The sequence below is a fragment of the Pseudomonas sp. CAM1A genome (assembly GCF_047501685.1).
Taxonomy (GTDB): Bacteria; Pseudomonadota; Gammaproteobacteria; order Pseudomonadales; family Pseudomonadaceae; genus Aquipseudomonas.
The window spans coordinates 69,245-87,872 of record NZ_JBFNXP010000008.1 but is presented as its reverse complement, the minus strand read 5'-3'; the positions used below and the strand labels follow the sequence as shown (position 1 = coordinate 87,872).

The 18,628-nt window shown below is 64.1% G+C and carries 17 protein-coding genes; 6 read left to right on the top strand and 11 right to left on the bottom strand.

Annotated features, from left to right (window positions below; genetic code table 11):
• Positions 1 to 2: 2 nt before the first annotated feature.
• A complete protein-coding gene (locus ABZO33_RS18030) occupies positions 3 to 1,544 on the bottom strand; it encodes an MFS transporter (RefSeq protein WP_414537120.1) in 1,542 nt (513 codons plus the stop codon).
• Between the two features lie 146 nt (positions 1,545 to 1,690).
• Entirely contained in the window at positions 1,691 to 2,596 is a 906-nt protein-coding gene (locus ABZO33_RS18025) for a LysR family transcriptional regulator (protein ID WP_110735830.1), read from the bottom strand.
• A gap of 155 nt (positions 2,597 to 2,751) precedes the next feature.
• Here ABZO33_RS18025 and ABZO33_RS18020 point away from each other — a divergent pair, with 155 nt between their 5' ends.
• The 3 genes from ABZO33_RS18020 (at position 2,752) to ABZO33_RS18010 (ending at position 4,126) form a co-directional block, all read left to right on the top strand.
• Positions 2,752 to 3,198 (top strand): universal stress protein, encoded by a 447-nt coding sequence (locus ABZO33_RS18020; RefSeq protein WP_414537119.1) that lies wholly within the window; start codon positions 2,752 to 2,754, stop codon positions 3,196 to 3,198.
• Positions 3,199 to 3,305: 107 nt separating this feature from the next.
• Positions 3,306 to 3,632, top strand: a complete 327-nt coding sequence (locus ABZO33_RS18015) for a type II toxin-antitoxin system PrlF family antitoxin (RefSeq protein WP_102682108.1) — start codon at positions 3,306 to 3,308, stop codon at positions 3,630 to 3,632.
• Complete coding sequence (locus ABZO33_RS18010) at positions 3,629 to 4,126, top strand: type II toxin-antitoxin system YhaV family toxin (protein WP_414537118.1); 498 nt, start codon at positions 3,629 to 3,631, stop codon at positions 4,124 to 4,126. The genes ABZO33_RS18015 and ABZO33_RS18010 overlap by 4 nt, the downstream gene beginning before the upstream one ends.
• 44 nt (positions 4,127 to 4,170) lie before the next feature.
• On the opposite strand, the gene ABZO33_RS18005 is transcribed toward ABZO33_RS18010, so the two are convergent.
• From ABZO33_RS18005 to ABZO33_RS17990, 4 genes are read right to left on the bottom strand one after another with little or no spacing between them, the layout of a single operon-like run.
• Complete coding sequence (locus tag ABZO33_RS18005) at positions 4,171 to 5,031, bottom strand: efflux RND transporter periplasmic adaptor subunit (RefSeq protein WP_414537117.1); 861 nt, start codon at positions 5,029 to 5,031, stop codon at positions 4,171 to 4,173.
• Positions 5,032 to 5,041: 10 nt separating this feature from the next.
• Positions 5,042 to 5,242 carry a DUF1656 domain-containing protein gene (locus tag ABZO33_RS18000; protein ID WP_008097766.1) on the bottom strand — a complete coding sequence of 67 codons (201 nt, stop codon included), beginning with the start codon at positions 5,240 to 5,242 and terminating at the stop codon, positions 5,042 to 5,044.
• Between the two features lie 4 nt (positions 5,243 to 5,246).
• On the bottom strand, positions 5,247 to 7,424 hold the full coding sequence (locus tag ABZO33_RS17995; RefSeq protein WP_414537116.1) for an FUSC family protein: 2,178 nt from the start codon (positions 7,422 to 7,424) through the stop codon (positions 5,247 to 5,249).
• Entirely contained in the window at positions 7,421 to 8,947 is a 1,527-nt protein-coding gene (locus tag ABZO33_RS17990) for an efflux transporter outer membrane subunit (RefSeq protein WP_414537115.1), read from the bottom strand. Before ABZO33_RS17990 ends, ABZO33_RS17995 begins: the two co-directional genes overlap by 4 nt.
• Positions 8,948 to 9,127: 180 nt before the next feature.
• Between ABZO33_RS17990 and ABZO33_RS17985 the strand changes: the two genes are divergently transcribed.
• Positions 9,128 to 10,075, top strand: coding sequence for a LysR family transcriptional regulator (locus ABZO33_RS17985; protein WP_414537114.1), 948 nt, complete (start codon positions 9,128 to 9,130; stop codon positions 10,073 to 10,075).
• A gap of 114 nt (positions 10,076 to 10,189) precedes the next feature.
• Positions 10,190 to 11,164, top strand: a complete 975-nt coding sequence (locus ABZO33_RS17980) for a 2-hydroxyacid dehydrogenase (RefSeq protein ID WP_414537113.1) — start codon at positions 10,190 to 10,192, stop codon at positions 11,162 to 11,164.
• A 48-nt stretch (positions 11,165 to 11,212) separates the two neighbouring features.
• Here the strand turns inward: ABZO33_RS17980 and ABZO33_RS17975 are convergent, their stop codons facing one another.
• The 4 genes from ABZO33_RS17975 to ABZO33_RS17960 all read right to left on the bottom strand — a co-directional run bounded on the left by ABZO33_RS17975 (position 11,213) and on the right by ABZO33_RS17960 (position 15,010).
• On the bottom strand, positions 11,213 to 12,151 hold the full coding sequence (locus tag ABZO33_RS17975; protein WP_414537112.1) for a glycosyltransferase family 2 protein: 939 nt from the start codon (positions 12,149 to 12,151) through the stop codon (positions 11,213 to 11,215).
• The gene (locus ABZO33_RS17970) at positions 12,148 to 12,516 is read right to left on the bottom strand and encodes a GtrA family protein (RefSeq protein WP_414537111.1); all 369 of its coding nucleotides are present in this window, start codon (positions 12,514 to 12,516) and stop codon (positions 12,148 to 12,150) included. The genes ABZO33_RS17975 and ABZO33_RS17970 overlap by 4 nt, the downstream gene beginning before the upstream one ends.
• Entirely contained in the window at positions 12,513 to 14,027 is a 1,515-nt protein-coding gene (locus ABZO33_RS17965) for a glucosyltransferase domain-containing protein (RefSeq protein ID WP_414537110.1), read from the bottom strand. Before ABZO33_RS17965 ends, ABZO33_RS17970 begins: the two co-directional genes overlap by 4 nt.
• Before the next feature lie 86 nt (positions 14,028 to 14,113).
• Complete coding sequence (locus tag ABZO33_RS17960) at positions 14,114 to 15,010, bottom strand: DMT family transporter (RefSeq protein WP_414537109.1); 897 nt, start codon at positions 15,008 to 15,010, stop codon at positions 14,114 to 14,116.
• Positions 15,011 to 15,237: 227 nt separating this feature from the next.
• On the opposite strand from ABZO33_RS17960, the gene ABZO33_RS17955 reads away from it, so the two are divergent.
• Positions 15,238 to 16,113 (top strand): helix-turn-helix domain-containing protein, encoded by an 876-nt coding sequence (locus ABZO33_RS17955; protein WP_414537108.1) that lies wholly within the window; start codon positions 15,238 to 15,240, stop codon positions 16,111 to 16,113.
• A gap of 55 nt (positions 16,114 to 16,168) precedes the next feature.
• Here ABZO33_RS17955 and ABZO33_RS17950 read toward each other — a convergent pair whose 3' ends face one another.
• A complete protein-coding gene (locus ABZO33_RS17950) occupies positions 16,169 to 18,571 on the bottom strand; it encodes a TonB-dependent siderophore receptor (protein ID WP_414537107.1) in 2,403 nt (800 codons plus the stop codon).
• Positions 18,572 to 18,628: the final 57 nt, after the last annotated feature.

Genomic DNA, 18,628 nt, shown 5'->3' with positions numbered 1-18,628 from the left:
CTTCAGGCCACCGCACGCGGCGGGAAGATCCGGGTAGGCACGAAGGGGATCAGGCAGATCATGGCGACGGCGATACCCGCCATCACCAGGTACAGGTCGGCCGAGGTCAGCACCAGGGCCTGTTCATGGATGCGCTTGGCCAGGCCAGCGGCGTTGTCGTCGATCAGCGGCGCGTTGCCCAGGCTGTCGACCAGGTGGTTGGAATGAAAATGCCGGCGCAGGGTGCCAAGGGCGTCAAGCAGGCCGGCGGCGATGACTGCCGACAGACCCTTGACCGTGTTGAACCAGGCCGAGGCGAACGGGCCTTCCTGCGGGGTCATGCCATTGGTGGAAAGCATCAGCAAGGGCAGCACCGCCATCGGCTGGCCGAACACCTGCAGCAGGTAGAAGGGGTAGAAGTCGCCGCGAATCCACTGCGAGGTCAGCAGGCTGCTACCCACGCACGACGCCGCCAGCATTGCCAGGCCCACGGCCAATACCCAACGGCAATCCACCGCGCGGATATTGCACAGCGCCGCCGTCAGCGGCAGGGCGAGCAGCTGCGGCATGGCCACCAGCATCATCAGCGGGCTGGTCTGCGCCGGGCGGTAGCCCTGGATCTGCGCCAGGTACGCCGAAGGAATGCTGCCGACCCCGGACAACACCACCAATACACCGGCCAGGGTCACCAGGGCGAAGCTCAGGTTGCGCCGCGAGAGCATGCGCAACTGGAAGAACGGCAATGGCTCGGACCATTCGTTGAACATGAACAGCACCAGCAGCAACACGCCACCACCGAGCAGCCAGCAGATCAGCGGCGAGTCGAACCAGCCCCAGCGGTCGCCCAACGACAGGCCAAGGACGATGCAACTGATCGCCGGCAGGCCAAGCAGCACCCCACGCCAGTCCAGTTGCTTGAAGCGCTCCAGGCGCAGTGGGTCCTGGGGCAGGCCCCAGCCGACACAGGCGATTGCCAGCAGCGACGGCAGGATGATCTGCCAAAACGCCCATTGCCAACCGACGTACTCGGTCCACAACCCGGCCAGCGGCGTGCCGAGGTTCGGCCCGAAGGTTGCGGTCAGGGCGTAGCAGGCCAGGCCGTAGACCTTGATACCCGGCGGCAGGAAGCGCAGCGCCACGCTCATCAGCATCGGCGGCAAGGCGCCCGAGGCGAAGCCCTGCAGCACCCGCAGCAACATCAGGCTGTGCAGGTTGGGAGCGAAGGGTTGGATCAGGCCGAGCACGGCAAACAGGCCGACGGCGGTCATGGTGAAGCGGCGCAACGAGAAGGTGGTGGCCAGCCACGGCGCGAAGGCCATGGCCGAGACCGAGGCGGCGCTGTACGCCGCCAGCAGCCAGGCGCCTTCGTCGGCACCGATGCCCATGGCGCCACGGATGTCGCTCAGGGAAATCTTGGTCACCGCCTCGTTGAGCCCGGCGCACAGCACCGCCAGCAACACGCCGAACAGCCCGACCACCACCCGCAGGCCGAACGCCGTCTGCGCGGGGGCGGCCGGCGCAGGGGCGGCGGCCAGCGCGGCGGAAGGCGCGGTCAGGGAACTCATGGATAGACATCTCCAGCAACATTTTAAGGGCTGGGTGAAGTCTAAGAAGGTCGAATGCTGACGAAAACTGACTTGTTGGCAGCTTTATGTTGCGCCAGACGCAATCCAGGTTGATTTGCCGGCCATGGAACGCAAAACGTTGCCCATCAAGGATCGATACTGCCGCAAGCCTTCAGCGTCTGCCGCAACCAGCGGTGCGCCGGGTCATTGTCGAAACGCGGATGCCAGGCCTGCATCACGTTGACCTTCTCCAGCGGTACCGGGATCTCGAACGAACGCAACGGCAGCTTCAAGCGCTGCACACTATTGAGGATGTTGGCCGGTATCGGCAGGATCAGGTCCGAATCCGGCAGCGAGAACATCGCCGAATGGAAGCTGGTGGTGATCAGCGCCACTCGCCGCTCCACCTTGCAGTTGGCCAGCGACACGTCGATCGGCCCATTGGCGCGGCCCCGCCGGGACACGCTGATCTGCGGATAGGCGGCAAAACGCTCGGGGGTGATCGCGGCATCGAAGATCGGGTGATCCTCACGGGCCAGGCCGACGAAGTAGGTGTTGAACAGGCTCTGCACCTTGATCTCCGGCCCCAGCTCGATGGCCGAGCTGATAATCAGGTCGATCTGCCCGTTGCGCAGCACCGCATCGTCATCACCACTGCCCTCGGGCACGAAACGCAGCACCGTGCGCGGCGCCTGGTCCAGCATCATGCGCAGCAACTGCGCGCCATACAGGGCAATGAACAGGTCGTTGGTGCGGATGTTGAAGGCGCGGTCGAGGTTGGCCAGGTCGACGGCATCGCGGCTGCGAAACACCAGGCCGGCCTGCTCCACCAAGCCATGCACCTGTTCGCGCAAGGCCAACGCTCGCGGGGTCGGCACCAGGCCACGGCCGGCACGCACCAGGATCGGATCGCCCATGGCCTCGCGGATTCGCCCGAGGGTCCGGCTCATTGCCGCCGGGCTCAGGTTCATGCGCTGGGCGGCACCGACCACGCTGCCTTCGTCGAGCAGCACATCGAGGGCGACGAGCAGGTTCATGTCCGGGAGTTGCATGGCCGTTTTCCGTGACAGCTGTGGGAAACGCGATGGTAACAGGTTGGTCGATTGCGTCTGACGCAATGGCGCCGTGCGCGAGGGACCATTTATCCGTAGAGGTTAATGAATCGACAATGGTGTGGCACTGCCATCCATTCTCCAAAGGATTGCCCATGCCCCACCCGGTTCTGATCGCCATCGACGCCTCCCCGGCAGCCGCCAGCCTGCTTACCCTCGCCCAGCGCTACTGCCGCCCCGGCGAGCACACCCTGCATGTGCTGCTGGCCATCGACTCGACCTTCGCCGTGCACGACCAGCGCACGGCCTACACCGAAGATGAGTTGGAGGAATACCCCGCCGCCTGCGACGAACAGCAACAGGCCGAGCACGCCGTGAACAGCGCCGTGGTAACGCTGCGCGAAGCCGGGTTCGACAGCCTGGGCTGCATGGTCGCCGGCCAGCCGGTGGAGGCTATCGTCGCCAAAGCCCGGGAGCTGGAGTGCGAACTGGTCATTATCGGCCACCGCCACCTGTCACGGCTAGGCAGGCTGCTCGATCCGTCTATCAGCGCCAAGGTGATCGACCGGGTGAAGGTGCCCGTGCTGGTCGGGGCGGCTTGAGCCAGAAAACCGTTGATCAGCCAGTACACACGAGGTAATGCAACTGCATTGACCAGGTAATGCACTCGCATTACCGTGGCCGATATTACCCTCGCGGACTGACGACCATGGCTACTACCTTCGAAGCGGAATCGACCCTGACCGAGCGCTACCAGACAACGGTCCCCGAAACCGTTCGCCGCGCATTGGGCCTGAAAAAGCGTGACAAGATTCACTACTCGATCCGCCCTGACGGAGCAGTGATACTGACCCGCGCAGAGACAGCCGAGGAAGACCCTGCGGTGGGGCAGTTCCTGGAATTCCTGGAACGGGATATCGCCACGAACCCGCAACGTTTGAAGGTTGTCGATGCAGAGTTTGTCGCTCGCCTGAAGGCACTGGTTGGCGATGAAGAACTCGATCTGGATCAACCTCTTTCGGCGGATGATGAATGACAGATGCTGACCTCCCCCCCGTTTCTTCAACTGGCTGGACGGTGTTCGCACACCCCATGTTCCTCGATAAGCTGGACCAGTTGAAAAACGAACTGGAGGTCCTGAAGCGCAAGGCCCCCGATAGCTACACCAGGAAGAATGCCTGGAAACGGCTGACTGCAATTATTCGCCTGGCTTTCGATGGCATCGCGCAGGATCCAACCAAAACCGAGTATCGCCAGGGAAACACCCTGGGAGATGCCCACCGGCACTGGTTCCGGGCGAAGTTCTTCCAGCAATATCGTTTGTTTTTCCGTTATCACGCGTCGAGCAAGATAATCGTCCTGGTTTGGGTAAACGATGACGACTGCAAACGCGCTTACGAAAGCAGTGACGACGCCTATAAAGTGTTCCGTCGCATGCTTGGCACCGGATACCCACCTGACGACTGGAATCAGCTGTTGCAGGAAGCGACTACGGCAACAGCCCGATTCAACGCCACCCTCAAGCGCTGACACCTGCCTGCCAATACATCGATGGCGTCAGCGCGAGAACTGGATCAGCCCTCGCTCGGCTTGACCACCACCGTACAGGTCGTCCCCGCCGCCAGCAGGAACCCGTCCGGCACTTCATCGATATGGATCCGCACCGGCACCCGCTGCGCCAGGCGCACCCAGTTGAAGGTCGGGTTCACATCGGCGATCAGCTCGCGGCTCTGCGGATTGTCGCGGTCGTAGATGCCCCGGGCGATGCTCTGCACATGCCCTTTGAGGCGCTCGCCGCTCATCATCTGCAGTTCGGCGACATCCCCTACCTTGACGTGGGGCAGCTTGGTTTCCTCGAAGAAGCCGTACACCCAGAACGACTGCTCATCCACCACCGCCATCACCGCCTCGCCGGTGCGCGCGTAATCGCCCTTGTGGATGTTCAGGTTGGTCACATAGCCATCGACCGTGGCGACGATCTGCGTGCGCTTGAGGTTCAGCTCGGCGGCGGCCAGCTGGGCCTGGGCATGCTGATAGTCGGCCAGGGCGGAGTTGGCGATATTGCTGGCGTCGTCGCGGTTCTCTTTGGAGATCACCAGGTTGTCCATGTCGGCGCGGCGCCTGGCGTTGACCTTGCGCATTTCCCAGGTAGCCTTGCGCGAGGCAACCAGCGCCTTGGCCTGCTCCACCGCCAACTGGTAGTGCTCCGGGTCGATGCGGATCAGCACATCGCCCTTCTTTACCCGCTGGTTATCCAGCACCGGCACATCCACCACATAGCCCGGCACATCGGCGGCAACGTTGATGATATCGGCGCGCACCCGGCCGTCGCGGGTCCACGGCGTGGTCATGTAGTGCAGCCACAACTGGCGGCCGATCACCACGGCAGCGGTCAGCACCAGCAGGGTGGCGATCAGGCTGAAGAACTTTTTCATTGCAGGATTCTCACCAGTAGAGCGACAGCGCCAGGGCGCCGAACAGGCAGACGAACAGGCTCAGGCGCAACAGCGCCGGGTGCCAGAAGAAGCGGTAGCCGTCATGGCTGGCAATGAACCGGTCCAGGCCCCAGGCCAGGCCCAGGGCGAACAGGAACATCAAGGTCATGGTGGGCATATACACGCCATGGAAGGCGATCTCGCGGGGCATGATTTCACGGAGCACGGTGTAGTCCTTTCGCCGGTGCCAGCGGCGACTGTGGGTCGAGCAGGGAGGAACGGATAAAGTGCAGGTAGCTCTGCGCGCGGCGCAGCACCGAGGTGTCGAAGTGCCGGGCGAAGGGTTCGTCGGTGGCCTGCACGCGGCTGATGGCGTGGTCCACCGCTACCAAGGCGCGTTCGTGGTTGCTGGCGCTGGGTTGCAGGAACAACCGCGCCAGGGCCCGGCCCATCACGCGGATGGCCTGGCGCCAGGGCTGCGACTCGGCGTAAGCAGGGTGGATCGGTGCTCGATCCTGTTCCTTGCGCAGCTCAATGATGGCGTGGCCAATCTCCAGCACGGTGAACATCCAGCCCATCAGTTGGCTTTGTACCTGCGGCTTGCCGGCGGCCAGGCCGTAGGCCTGGTGCAGCAGGTCGCGGGTACGGCTTTCGAACGCCGAGCCCAGCCCGCGCAGGCGCCCGCCGATGGCGAACAGCACCTGCTCGCGCAACTCCTGCTCCAGCCGGCTCCACAGCCAGCGGCTGTTGGGCGGCAGGATGATCGCCCCGGCCGCGGCGCAGACGAACATGCCGATGACCATGCCGATGTAGTCATTGATGAAGGTGTACGGGTCATAGACTGTCAGGTTGTTCGGCACCGAACCGATGGCGAAGAACACCAGCAGGCCCAGGCCGTAACCGGCATAGGCCGGGCGCGAGGCGAGGAACGCACCGAGCACGAACACCGGCGCCAGGACCATGCACAGCAGCGGGAAACCGTCGATCCAGGGGAACACGAAGAAGGTTTCGAAGAAGCCGACGAAGGCGCCGACCGCCGTGCCGCAGGCCATCTGGAACGCCATGCGCTTGGGGTTCGGCGAAGCCGCCGACAGGCCCACGGTGACCGTGGCGATCAGGGTCATCATGGCGCCACTGGGCCAGTCGCTGAGCAGCCAATAGCTGCCCAGCAGCAACAGCACCGCCGAGGCGCGCACGCCAGCGGCCAGCGATACCAGCCAGCTGGTCTGAGCAACGTAGGGTTCGTCCCATTGTTCGCGTTCGTGCTTGTGCACGGCCAGCGAGGCGTGGGTCTCGGCGTAGCTGTACATCTCGTCGACGAAGCGATAGAGCAATTCGAAGGCGGTGTGGAAATCGAGCAGGTCGGACTCGCTCGGGCTGGTCTGCAGGTACTCGGCGCGCAGACCACGCACCTGGGCCTGCAGGCCTTCCTTGTAGGTGCCCAGCTCCAGGGCCAGGCGCAAGGCGTCGGCGTCGGTCAGGGCCCGGCCGACATAGGGCTGCAGCAGCTCAGCCAGGGTTTGCAGGCCGGGTTCGATGGCGCTGACGATCTGCAACGGGCCACGGGCGCGCAGGCGCTCGAGCAGGCGGTGCAGGGCATTGAAACGCGTGGTGATGGCCATGAACTCGCTGTTCATCCGCACCAGCCGGCCGGAGCGTCGGCGCATGTGCGGGTCTTCGAAAGCGGTGACGTTGCGCAGGCTCTCCAGGCCCACCGCCTCGGCGACGAAGCGCACGTTGCTGGTCTCGAAGCGGTCGCGCTGGCTGTCGCCGCGCAGGGCCTCGACCACCACCCCGGCGAACACGCCGAAGCGCTGGTACAGAGCGTTGCGCATGGCGGCACTGGCCGACTGCGGCAGGATCGCGGCACTGACGAAGGTCGAAACGAGAATCCCCAGGGCAATCTCCAGCACCCGCCATACCGCCGCCATGAACGCCTGGTCGGGGTGCTGCAGCACCGGCAGGCCGATCATCGCCGCCGTGTAGCCGGCCAGCACGAAACCATAGGCACGGAAGGTCCGATAGCGCATGGCACCCGCCGAGCACAGGCCGACCCACAAGGCCAGGCTGGGCAGGAACAACTCGGTGTTCTGCGGGAAGATCGCGATCAGCGCGACCATCATCGCCGAGCCGGCCAGGGTGCCGAGCACCCGGTAGAAACTCTTGGCGAACACATGGCCGCTCTGCGGCTGCATGACGATGAACACGGTGATCATCGCCGTGCGCGGCTGCGGCAGCTCCAGGCGCATGGCCAGCCACAGGGTGATGAAGGCGGCCGCCAGGACTTTGAAGATGTAGACCCAGGTGACGCCGTCGGTCCGCGCCCAGGCAAAGAACCCCCGGCGCCACTCCAGGCTCTGCAGCCAGCGCAAGGGCAAGCTCGATGTGCTCATTCGGCGTGGTCCGGCGTGTCGAAGATGGCCAGGGTGGCGGGTGTTTTCGGTGCGGCCTGGCGCTGTTGATCGGGCACATCCTTGCCCGCCTCCAGGCCGCCGCCCAGGGCAGTGACCAGTTCGGCATGGGCCACCAGGCGCGCGGCCTGTACCTGCTGCTGCACCTGCTGCTGGCGGAACAGCAGGGTCTGGGCATTGAGCACGTTGAGGTAATCGGTGAGCCCGCGCTGGAAGGCGACGGTGGCGATGTCGTAGGTCTTCTGCGCGGCGGCGACGGATTCGGCGGCGAAATGCGCCTGCTCCTTCATCGACTCGCGGCGGATCAGTTGGTCGGAGATGTTCTGCAACGCGCCGATCACCGTCTGGTTGTAGCGCGCCACGGCCACGTCATAGCCCGCCGAGGCCACGCCCAGTTGCGAGCGCAGGCGGCCACCATCGAAGATCGGCAGGCTGATGGCAGGCCCGACGTTGTAGTTGAACTTGCGCCCGGTGAGAAACTCCAGCGGGCCGCCCCCGGTGGCCACGAAGCCGAGGCCGCCGACCAGGTCGACATTGGGGAAGAACCCGGCATGGGCCACGTCGATACCACGGGCCTGGGCCGCCACCTGCCAGCGGCTGGCAACCACGTCGGGACGCTGGCCGACCAGTTCGGCGGGCAGGTTCGAGGGCAGTTTCAGCGGCGCGCCGAGGGTCAGGGTCGGGCGTTGCAGCTTCGCGCCCTCCCCCGGCCCCTTGCCGGCCAGGGCCGCCAGCTGGTTGCGAGTCAGGGCGATCTCTTCGTTGAGGCTGTCGATCTGGCGGTGGGTTTCCGGCAGCGGCGCCTCGGCCTGGCTGACTTCGAAATGGGTACCAATGCCAGCGTCGAGGCGACGCTTGGCCAGGGCGACGATCTGCTCCTGCTGCGCAAGCTCCGCCCGCACGATATCGCGCCGGGCGTAATGCAGGCTGAGCTGGATGTAGGCGCGCACCACGTTGTTCTCCAGCTCCAGCTGGGCCTGGCGCGCCTCGGCGGCGCTCATGTGCGTCTGGTCCACGGCCTGCTCGCTGGCATTGCGCTCGCGACCCCACAGGTCCAGGGCGTAGCTCAAACCGATGGCGGCGTTGTTGTCCCAGGTGTTGGCGCCGGACAGCGCGCCAGGGCCGTAGAACTGATCCTCCGGCCAGTTGTGGCGCTTGAGGGTGGCGTTGCCGTTGGCCTGCAGCTTTTCCGCCGACTCGACCACACCCGCCATGGCCTTGGCTTCGCGCACCCGTGCGGCGGCCATGGCCATGCTCGGGCTGCCGGCCAATGCCAGTGCGACCCAGTCGTTCAGCTGCGCGTCGCCATAGGCGCGCCACCATTGCTGGGCCGGCCAGTGGGCGTCGCGCGCAGCCTCGCGGATGGCGTCGTCGGTGGTCAGTTGGTTGGCTTGGAGGGTCTTGCTCTGCGGGGCGATGCCCCAGGTTCCGATACAGCCGCTCAAGGTGAGACAAAGGGCACAGGCACTGAGCGCGCTAAGCGCTCTGATGTTGCGACGCGGCACAGCTGCGATTTCCCGAGGAAGAGGTGGAGGGGCCGGGCAATTCTAGGGGCGGGTTTCATTGGCGATAAGCGTATATTCCTGCGAATCTTTGTTACCAAAACAGCGATAATCCGGCTTTAGTCGGACGCGAAACAGCGTTACTTCATGTCACAATTTTGTCCTCTAAACCGAGAGTGACCCATGGACACCCTGCAAAACATGCGTGCTTTCAGTTGCGTGGCCCAGCTCGGCAGCTTCACCGCTGCCGCGGCGCAACTGGATACGACCACCGCGAACGTGTCGCGGGCGGTCTCCAACCTGGAAGCCCATCTGCAAACCCGCCTGCTCAACCGCACCACCCGGCGCATCGCGCTGACCGAGGCCGGCAAGCGCTACCTGATGCGCTGCGAACAGATTCTTACCTACGTGGAAGAAGCCGAGGCCGAGGCCAGCGATGCCCATGCCCGCCCCGCCGGGCAGCTGAAGGTGCATTCGATGACCGGGGTCGGCCAGCACTTCGTGGTCGACGCCATCGCCCGCTACCGCGAATCGCACCCGGACGTGACCTTCGACCTGACCATGGCCAACCGCGTGCCCGACCTGCTCGACGAGGGCTACGATGTGTCCATCGTGCTGGCCAGCGAACTGCCGGACTCGGGGTTCGTCTCCCAGCGCCTGGGCATCACCTACAGCATCGTCTGCGCCGCGCCCGACTACGTGGCGTGCCACGGTTTCGCGCACAAGCCCGCCGACCTACTCAAGCATGCCTGCCTGCGCATGGTCAGCCCGGTGATCCCGCTGGAGAAATGGCTGTTCGACGGCCCCGAGGGGCAGGAGGTGGTCAACATCACCACCTCGCCGTTCCAGGTGAACTCCGCCGATGCGATGAAGACCGCGATCCGCAGCGGCATGGGCGTGGGCGTGCTGCCGATCTACACCGCCATCGATGGCCTGCGCGACGGCAGCCTGGTGCGGATCCTGCCGCAGTACCGCCTGCAGGAACTGAACCTGTATGCGATCTACCCGTCGCGCCAGTACCTGGATGCGAAGATCAAGACCTGGGTCGAGTACCTGCGCAACTCGCTGCCGGAAATCCTCGCCGCCCACGAGGCCGACCTGAAAACCCACGAGCTGCTGATCGCTAATTGACAGCAGCGGTAAGCGACCAGCTGCAAGCCACAAGAAAAGGCAGATCGGTGCACATCCTGCTTTTTCTTGTGGCTTGTAGCTTGTAGCTTGTAGCTTTTTCCCAGGAGCAGCCCGATGAAAAAGACCGTCCTGGCCTTCAGCCGCATTACCCCGGCCATGGCCGAGCGCCTGCAACACGACTTCAACGTGATCGTGCCCAACCCCAAGCTGGGTGACATCGCCGCCCAGTTCAACGAAGCGCTGCCCGAGGCACACGGCCTGATCGGCGTCGGCCGCAAGCTGGGCCGGGCGCAGCTCGAAGGCGCGGGCAAGCTGGAGGTGGTGTCCAGCGTCTCGGTCGGCTACGACAACTACGACCTGGACTACTTCAACGAACGCGGCATCGCCCTGACCAACACCCCCGACGTGCTCACCGAAAGCACCGCCGACCTGGGCTTCGCCCTGATCATGGGTTGCGCCCGGCGCACCGCGGAGCTGGACGCCTGGACCAAGGCCGGCCACTGGCAGGCCACCGTGGGCCCGGCGCAGTTCGGCTGCGATGTGCACGGCAAGACACTGGGCATCGTCGGCATGGGCAACATCGGCGCGGCCATCGCCCGGCGTGGCCGCTTCGGTTTCAACATGCAGGTGCTGTACACCGGCAACAGCCGCAAGGCCGCGCTGGAGCAAGAGCTGGGCGCGCAGTTCCGCAGCCTGGACGAGCTGTTGGCAGAAGCCGATTTCGTCTGCCTGGTGGTACCGCTGTCCGAGGCCACCCGCAAGCTGATCGGCGCCCGCGAGCTGAAGCTGATGAAACCCAGCGCATTCCTGGTCAACATCGCCCGTGGCCCGGTGGTCGACGAAGCGGCACTGATCGAGGCACTGCAGGAAGGGACCATTCGCGGCGCCGGCCTGGACGTATACGAAAAGGAGCCGTTGGCCGATTCGCCGCTGTTCAAGCTACCTAACGCCCTGACCCTGCCGCACATCGGCTCGGCCACTGCCGAGACCCGCGAGGCCATGGCCAACCGGGCCATCGACAATCTGCGCTCGGCATTGCTGGGCGAGCGACCACGGGATCTGGTCAATCCGCAGGTGTGGAAAAGCTGAAGGCCCACTCACGAGGTTTGTGGGAGCGGGCTTGCCCCGCGATAGGGCCTACTGGGGTTGGCTTCGCCGCCCCAGTACCTTGCGTACCACATAGCGGGGCCGGTGCTTGGTTTCCTGGTAGATCCGCCCGATGTACTCGCCCAGGATGCCAATCCCGATCAACTGCACCCCGCCAAGGAACAGAATCGCCGTCATCAGTGACGGATACCCCGGCAAGTCGTTGCCGAGGAGCAGCTTGTCCAGCACCAGAAATGCCGCGTACAGCAGGGCGAACAACGACACACCGCCACCGATGTAGGTCCACAGCCGCAGCGGCACCGTGCTGAACGAGGTAATGCCGTCCAGTGCCAGGTTCCACAGGCGCCAGAAGCCAAACTTGCTATTGCCCGCCGCCCGCTCCTGGCGGTCGTACTCGATGATCTCTGTGCGAAACCCCACCCACGACAGCACGCCCTTCATGAACAACTGCTGCTCCGGCATCTGCCGGATGGCAGCGACCACCTTGCGGTCGAGCAGGCGGAAATCGCCGACGTTCTCCTCGATGGGCAGCGAGGCGATGGCGTTGTGCAGGCGGTAATAGAGCCCTGCGGTCCAACGCTTGAAGCGCGTATCGGCGACCCGGCTGCGACGCTTGGCCAGGACCACGTCAGCTCCGGCCTGCCAGCGCTCGATCATCTGCGCCACCACTTCGATCGGGTCTTGCAGGTCGACATCTATCGGTACCACTGCATCGCCCTCGGCATGCTCGAGACCCGCGAACAGCGCTGACTCCTTGCCGAAGTTACGGGAGAAATTGATCGCCGTGACCCATTCGTCCCTGGCCGCCAGATCGGCGCAAATGGCCTCCGTATCGTCGGTGCTGCCGTCATTGACGAAAACGATTTCCACAGTCGTCTCCCGCAACGAAGGCTCACTGCGCACGGTGTGATAGAAGCGCTCCAAGGTCTCTTGCTCGTTGTACAGCGGCACCACCAAGGTAATGTTCATGGGTCCCTCCGTCTGAACACCACGGTGTGTGAATAGGCGTAGCCCACTGTCAGACTGGCGAACGAAAAAATGACCAGCGTCAGCCAAGGTGACAGATTGATACGATCAGAAACCGTACCGATGACCAGGCTCAGGCAGCCCATTCCAGATAGAAACAGCAAATAGCGTCGTCCTTGCGGACGAACCGCAAAGGTGTATTGGGCATTGACGTGATAGGAAAGGCTTGCTGCCACCACGAAGGCAAGCAGATTGCCCTGTGCCTGGCTCATGCCAAGAACGACATGTGACACAAGGAACACCAACCAATGCACAGCGGTATTGCCGATACCCACCAAACCATACCGTACAAAGCGCCCCGGGCTCATGGTGCAACTTCCTCGAATCCGGCAGGCGCCTTCATCAGCACATAAGCATCATTGCCTACCTGATGAATGTCGTAGAACTGGCTACGTACTAACGCCAACGGGCTGATAGCCATCACCTGCCGACGACTCAGGGGTGGTTTGTCGAAGAACAGCCGAAAATCATCGATTCCTACCAGAGGCAGCATCTCGGGCAAGACGAGATAACTATTCGGGAAAAGAGCGCTCACTGCCGGCATCGCTCGCAGCGTTCCTTCCGCGCCGGGAATCCAGGGTTTTTTTAACCAGAAATCAATGAGATAAACATGTTTGAAAGGAGCCAGGTCGGCGTACGGGGCGAGGTCTCGTACCAATCCTTGCGAAACCGATTGATGCAATGCCTTTTGCAGCACCATGACCCGCCCGTACGCGAAGGAAAACGAGAGCATGAACACCAAAGGGACCGCCAGCACCAGCAGTTGCATGCGAGGCGCCCTCGCCAAGGCACCGTGCACGAATAGCAGCAACATGACGATCACGGATCCCAGCCCCATCATCACCCGTACCTCGCCTTGAAAACGCTCAAGGAAAAGTACCAACCCCGGGATCAACGCCAAGGCGACTACTATCATCCCCAGTAGAATCATCCATAGGCCCACGCACTCCACGCGGGATGATGCACGCTGTTGAACACGCCTCAGCACAATGACGAGCTGCCAGGTGGCCACGCCAACCAACGCGATCGCAAGCCCTTGCAGGGCGGGGGTCATAAGTAGACCGACGGTTTCAGTCACCGTCCCCAGCCGCTGCAATACCTGGCCAAGCCATCGCTCATCGAACGGCAGCAAGCCACTGGTATAGAACCCTTCGATCATCCATGCACAGGTCGCGTAATACAGCAAACAACCCACCACCAATTGACTGAAACGTAGCCACATCAGTTGCCATATCTGGCGTACACCTGAACCGTCGATGATCCTGCGCACCACCTCTATGCAACACAGCCCAGCAAACAGGTTGATGCTTACTTGATAAAACCCGGCTGCAACGAGAACCAGCAATGTCCCCCCGCACCAAGCGCGCCATCGCTGAACGCCGAGCGCAATAGCTCCTACGCTGGCCGCCATCGACAGCGCCATGGCCGCGCCATCGTATTGATAGGAAAGGTTCTGCAGAAAAAACGGTTGGAGCCACAACGGCAACACCACGAACAAGGAACTGAACGTAGGCGTGGTGAACCAGTAGCGAATCAAATGGGCCAGGGCATATCCACTGATCACAACAGCCATCAGCAGAGGAAGCGGATAGATATTGACCGCACCAGAAGCAAAGCCAAGCCCTGAGTACAACAAGGATGTCAGTGGACGCCCCAAGGCAACCCAACCACTGCTCGCGAGATGCTGGCGGGAAAAGTCATCCAGAAAGGGATGGTCCGCCATCAGCAATGGCAGGATATGCAACATCATGGCTGCCGAGCACAGCAACCAGACCTGGGAGTGCGTGAGCGCTCTGTTCCATGACAACGGTGCCGACATCCCTATTCCCCAGGCCAAGAATCCCGGAGAGTCTAGTCAGCACCAGAGAACCTGCGCACCTGTCATTTTCGACAGGTGCTCCCTGCTCAACGAGCCAATACAATGTTCGGTTTGACTCGCGGCTTGCGAAACACCAGCACATTCCCCGCCATCACCGCCACCAGCCCCAGCAACGCCGGCGCTGTCCACTGATAGCCCTCGGCGAACGCCGACACATTCAACGCCACCAACGGGAACAGCACGGTGCAATAGGCGGCCCGCTCCGGCCCCATGCGCCCGACCAGGGTGAGGTAGGCGGTGAAGCCGATCACCGAGCCCGGAATCACCAGGTACAACAGCGACCCGATATAGCGCGTGTTCCACTCCATCTCGAACGGGATGCCGCTGACCAGGCAGTACACCGTCAGCATCGACGCGCCATAAACCATGCCCCAGGCATTGGTGGTCATGGGTTTGAGCCCGGCCTTCTGCTGCACGCTGGAAAGCATGTTGCCTGCGGAGAAACACAGCGTGCCAAGCAGCGCCAAGCCCAGGCCATAAAGGGTTTCGCGGCTGGCGGCATGATGGGAAAGCTCCGGCCAGAACAGCAGCCCCAAGCCCAGCAGCCCCATGGCCCCGCCGCCAAGCACGTTGGTGGCGATCTTCTGGCCGAAGAAGATCCGCGCATTGAGCGCATTCCACAGGGTGGCGGTGGAAAACACCACAGCGATCAGGCCGCTGGCGACCCACTGGCTGGCGGTGAGGAAGCACATGAAGTTGACGCAGAACAGGCACAGGCCCTGGGCCAGGCACACCAGATGGCCACGCCGGTTCATCGGCTGCAGGCGGCGGGTGAGCAACAGCAAGACGAACAGGATCAACCCGGCCAGCGCAAAGCGGTAGACGATCGACACCGGGATGGCGACGGTGCCCAGCTGCCATTTCAGGGCAATCCAGGTGGTGCCCCAGATCAGGACGGTGAGCAGGTAGAGCGACAGGTTCATGGCGGCTTCCTCGAACAGGCTTTCGGCCATCGCGGGGCAAGCCCGCTCCCACGTTTGGCCACCCTGGCGGGCTGGCGTGGGAGCGGGCTTGCCCCGCGATGGCCGTTACAGGCAAACAGTGTCTTCCCGAGCTTCACTCCTGCGCTTGCATAAACTTGCGCTTTTCCTCTTCCGCCAGCTGCCTTCCCGCCCGCGCCGCAGTAGGATGGCCCTCAGAGGAATCGCCCATGCCCGCACTCGACCACCTGCAAGTCTTCAACGCCATGCATGCCTCGCCCCACGCCCGGCTGGAGCTGAGCGCGCACCTGGGCGACGGGCTGGCGGCGGCGTTGTGGAGCAACCGCGACGACGCCCGTGACTACCAGGCGCCCAGCCACCACACATTGTCGTGCTACATCGCCGACGGCACCGGTACCTTCCGCCGCCAGCGCCCGGCCGACAAGGGCGCGCCGGGCAAGCTGTGCATCATGCCGGCCGGCCACGAGTCCAACTGGGTGGTCAACGGCACGATCCGCCTGGCCCACCTGTACATCAGCGAGCAGCAGTTCGCCCTTGGCTGCACCCGCCTGCTGGACCGCGAACCGCGTGAAATGCAGCTGCGCGAGGCAACCTTCCTCGACGACCCGCAACAGGCCGCGCGCTTTCGCCAGCTGATCGGCCTGGACTGGGCCGAGCCCGGCGAGCGCCTGCTGGCCAGCAGCCTGGCCCACGACATCATCGACCACGCCGTGCTCAATCAGGCCGGCCTGCGCCAGGGCCTCAAACTCAAGGGCGGCTTGGCGCCGCACCAGCGTCGGCAGCTGGTGGACTATATCGAGGCCCACCTCGACCAGGCGCTGACGCTGGGCGACCTGGCGCTGCGCTGCAACCTGTCCGAGTACCACTTTGCACGGATGTTCCGGGCAAGCTTTGGTTTGCCGCCGCATCAGTACCTGCTGGCCCGGCGGCTGCAAAGGGCGTGTCGCTTGCTGCGCATGGGCACCTTGCCCCTGGGCGAGGTGGCGCTGTTGTGCGGGTTTGCCAGTGCCAGCCACTTCAGCAACCGGTTTCGCCAGGCGTTGGGGGCGACGCCGGGGGAGTACCGGGCGGCGTTCTGCGCCTGACTGCCGGGCGCTATCGCGGGGCCAGCCCGCACACGCCGCCCATCATCGGTTGGCGTCAGAACTCGAAGGTGCTCGACAGGCTCACCTGCCGCGCATCCCCCACCGCGACGAAGTACCGGTTCACCGCCGAGCTGTAATACACCTTGTCGAACAGGTTCTTCACGTTCAACTGCAGGCGCACCTTGTGCTCGTCCAGCTTGGTTTCGTAGCTGGCGAAGGCATCGGCCACAGTGTAGGCCGGCAGGTCGAAGTCATTGGTCGCGTTCCCCGCACGCTCACCCACGTAGCGCGCACCCGCCCCCAGGCGCAGGCGATCGCCGCCGAACAGGCTGCCATAGTCATACACCGCCGACAGTGAACCACTGTGTCGGGCAACGTTCTGCAGGCGATTGCCCTTGAGCTGCGGGTCCTTGGTGACCTCTGCGTCAGTGAAGGCATAGGCGCCGATCAGGCTCCAGCGCTCGCTGAGCTGGCCGGTCAGGTCCAGCTCGACACCCCGTGAGCGGACTTCCCCTGCGTTGCTGTAGAGAATGGTCCCCGGTTGGGTGTCGCCATCGGCCACCAGCACATTGCGCTTGGTGATGTCGAACAGCGCCAGGGTACCGGTCACCGCGCCCGGCACGTCAAGCTTGGCCCCCAGCTCCCAGGATTTGCCCTCCTCCGGCGCGACCCCAGAGTCCAAGGTCAGGGTGCGGCCACCGCCGATGCTCAGCGGGGCGATGGTCGAGTTGGGCTTGAACGACTCGCTGTAGCTGCCATACAACGACAGCTGGTCGTCGACCTTGTACACCACGCCCGCATGGGGCACCCAGGTCTGGTCGCTGGTGTCGGTGTTGACGGTGAACGGTCGGCCGCGGCCGGCGTACTGGTCGTACTGCTGGAAGCGCCCGCCAGCTACCAGGATCCAGTGCTCGTCCAGGTGCCAGGCGTCCTGCAGGAACAGCGAATCGGTGCGCAGCTTGTCGGTCTGGTCGCTGTCGGTGGCGCGCACGCTGGTGCCTTCCACTTCGCGGCCATAGACCGGGTTCAGGTAACTGAAGGTCGAGCGGCTGTTCTGGCGGATCAGGTCGGCGCGGTAGACCTTGCGGTCCTCATGATCGACACCCACCACCAGGTCGTGGCGCATGCCCGCCAGTTCGACGCTGCCGTTGAGGCTGAGGGTGGCGAACTGATCGCGGCTCAGGGCGCCCTGGGTGCCGTCGATGCTGCGCGACAGCGTGCCCTTGCTTTCATCCACGCCGGTCACGCGGACCTGGCTGGCGTCGTAGGTCTCGCGATTGAAGCTGTAGCCGAAGTGCACCTTCCAATCGTCGGCCAGGCGATGATCGACCTCCAGGCGGTACAGGTCGGAGCGGCCCTCCATGTCGTTGAATGGCTCGTCCAGGCGTCGGGTGGCGGGAATGTTCAACGGGTGGCCGTCGCTGCCGAAGGCGGTGCCGCGGTCGAACGGGTAGAGAAACTCACGGTGCTCATAAGCCAGCACCACCTGGGTGTCCTCGCCGTACCAGGCCAGCGACGGCGCCACCAGCGACTCACGGTGCACGCCGTAGTTGCGCCAGTAGTCCTCATCCTCGTGATCGACGATCAGGCGGTAGGCCAGCTTGCTGTCGCCCAACGCCCCGGTGCTGTCCAGGCCGCCACCACTGCCGTTCTTGCCGCTGCCGTAGGTCGAACCGCGCAGGGTCAGGGCGTTGTATTGCGTCAGTTGCGGGCGCTTGCTGACCACGTTGATCACCCCGCCCGGGTCCTGGATGCCGTACAGCAGCGAGGCCGGGCCCTTGAGCACCTCGACCCGCTCGGTGCTGGCGTTGAGGGCGCGGCCCTGCACGATCGGCATGCCGTCGCGCATGATCGAGCCGTCGCGGTTGTCGCCAAAGCCGCGCTTCATCACGGTGTCGGCCGTGCCGCCGAAATTGTTGCCCTGGGTGATGCCGCTGACGTTGTACAGGGCATCGTCCAGATTGCGCGGCGCCTGGTCGCGGATCACCTGGGCCGGGACCACGTTGACGGCCTGGGGGATATCCAGCGTCGCGCCCTGGCCGCGCATGATCGAGGCGCTGGCCGGCGGCTGGTAGCTGTAGTCGTCCAGCTGCGAGTTGATGGTGGTGGCCTGCAGGTTCAGTGCGCCGGAGGTGTCGACCGGCTCCAGAGTCAGGGTGCGGGCATCGAGGCGGCGCCAGGCCAGCCCCGAGTTGCCGAGCAGTTGCTGCAGTGCCTGGTCGGCGTCGAAGCTGCCGTTCAGCGCCGGGGCCTGCACGTCCGGCAGGGCCAGGGTGTAGACCACGCTCTGCCCGGTGGCGCGGCTGAAGGCGTTGAGGGCCTGGGCCAGCGGCTGGCTTGGCTGGGCAAAGCTGTAAACCTGGCTCTGCTGCGCGGCCATGGCCTGGGGTACGATGACCATCGCGGGCAAGGAGCAGAGGCCGAACCAGAGCGAGACGCAACGCGGGGTGAACTTCATGGACGCGGACCTGTGGACGAGATGAACGTATGCGAATGAATCGCACTTCCACTCACT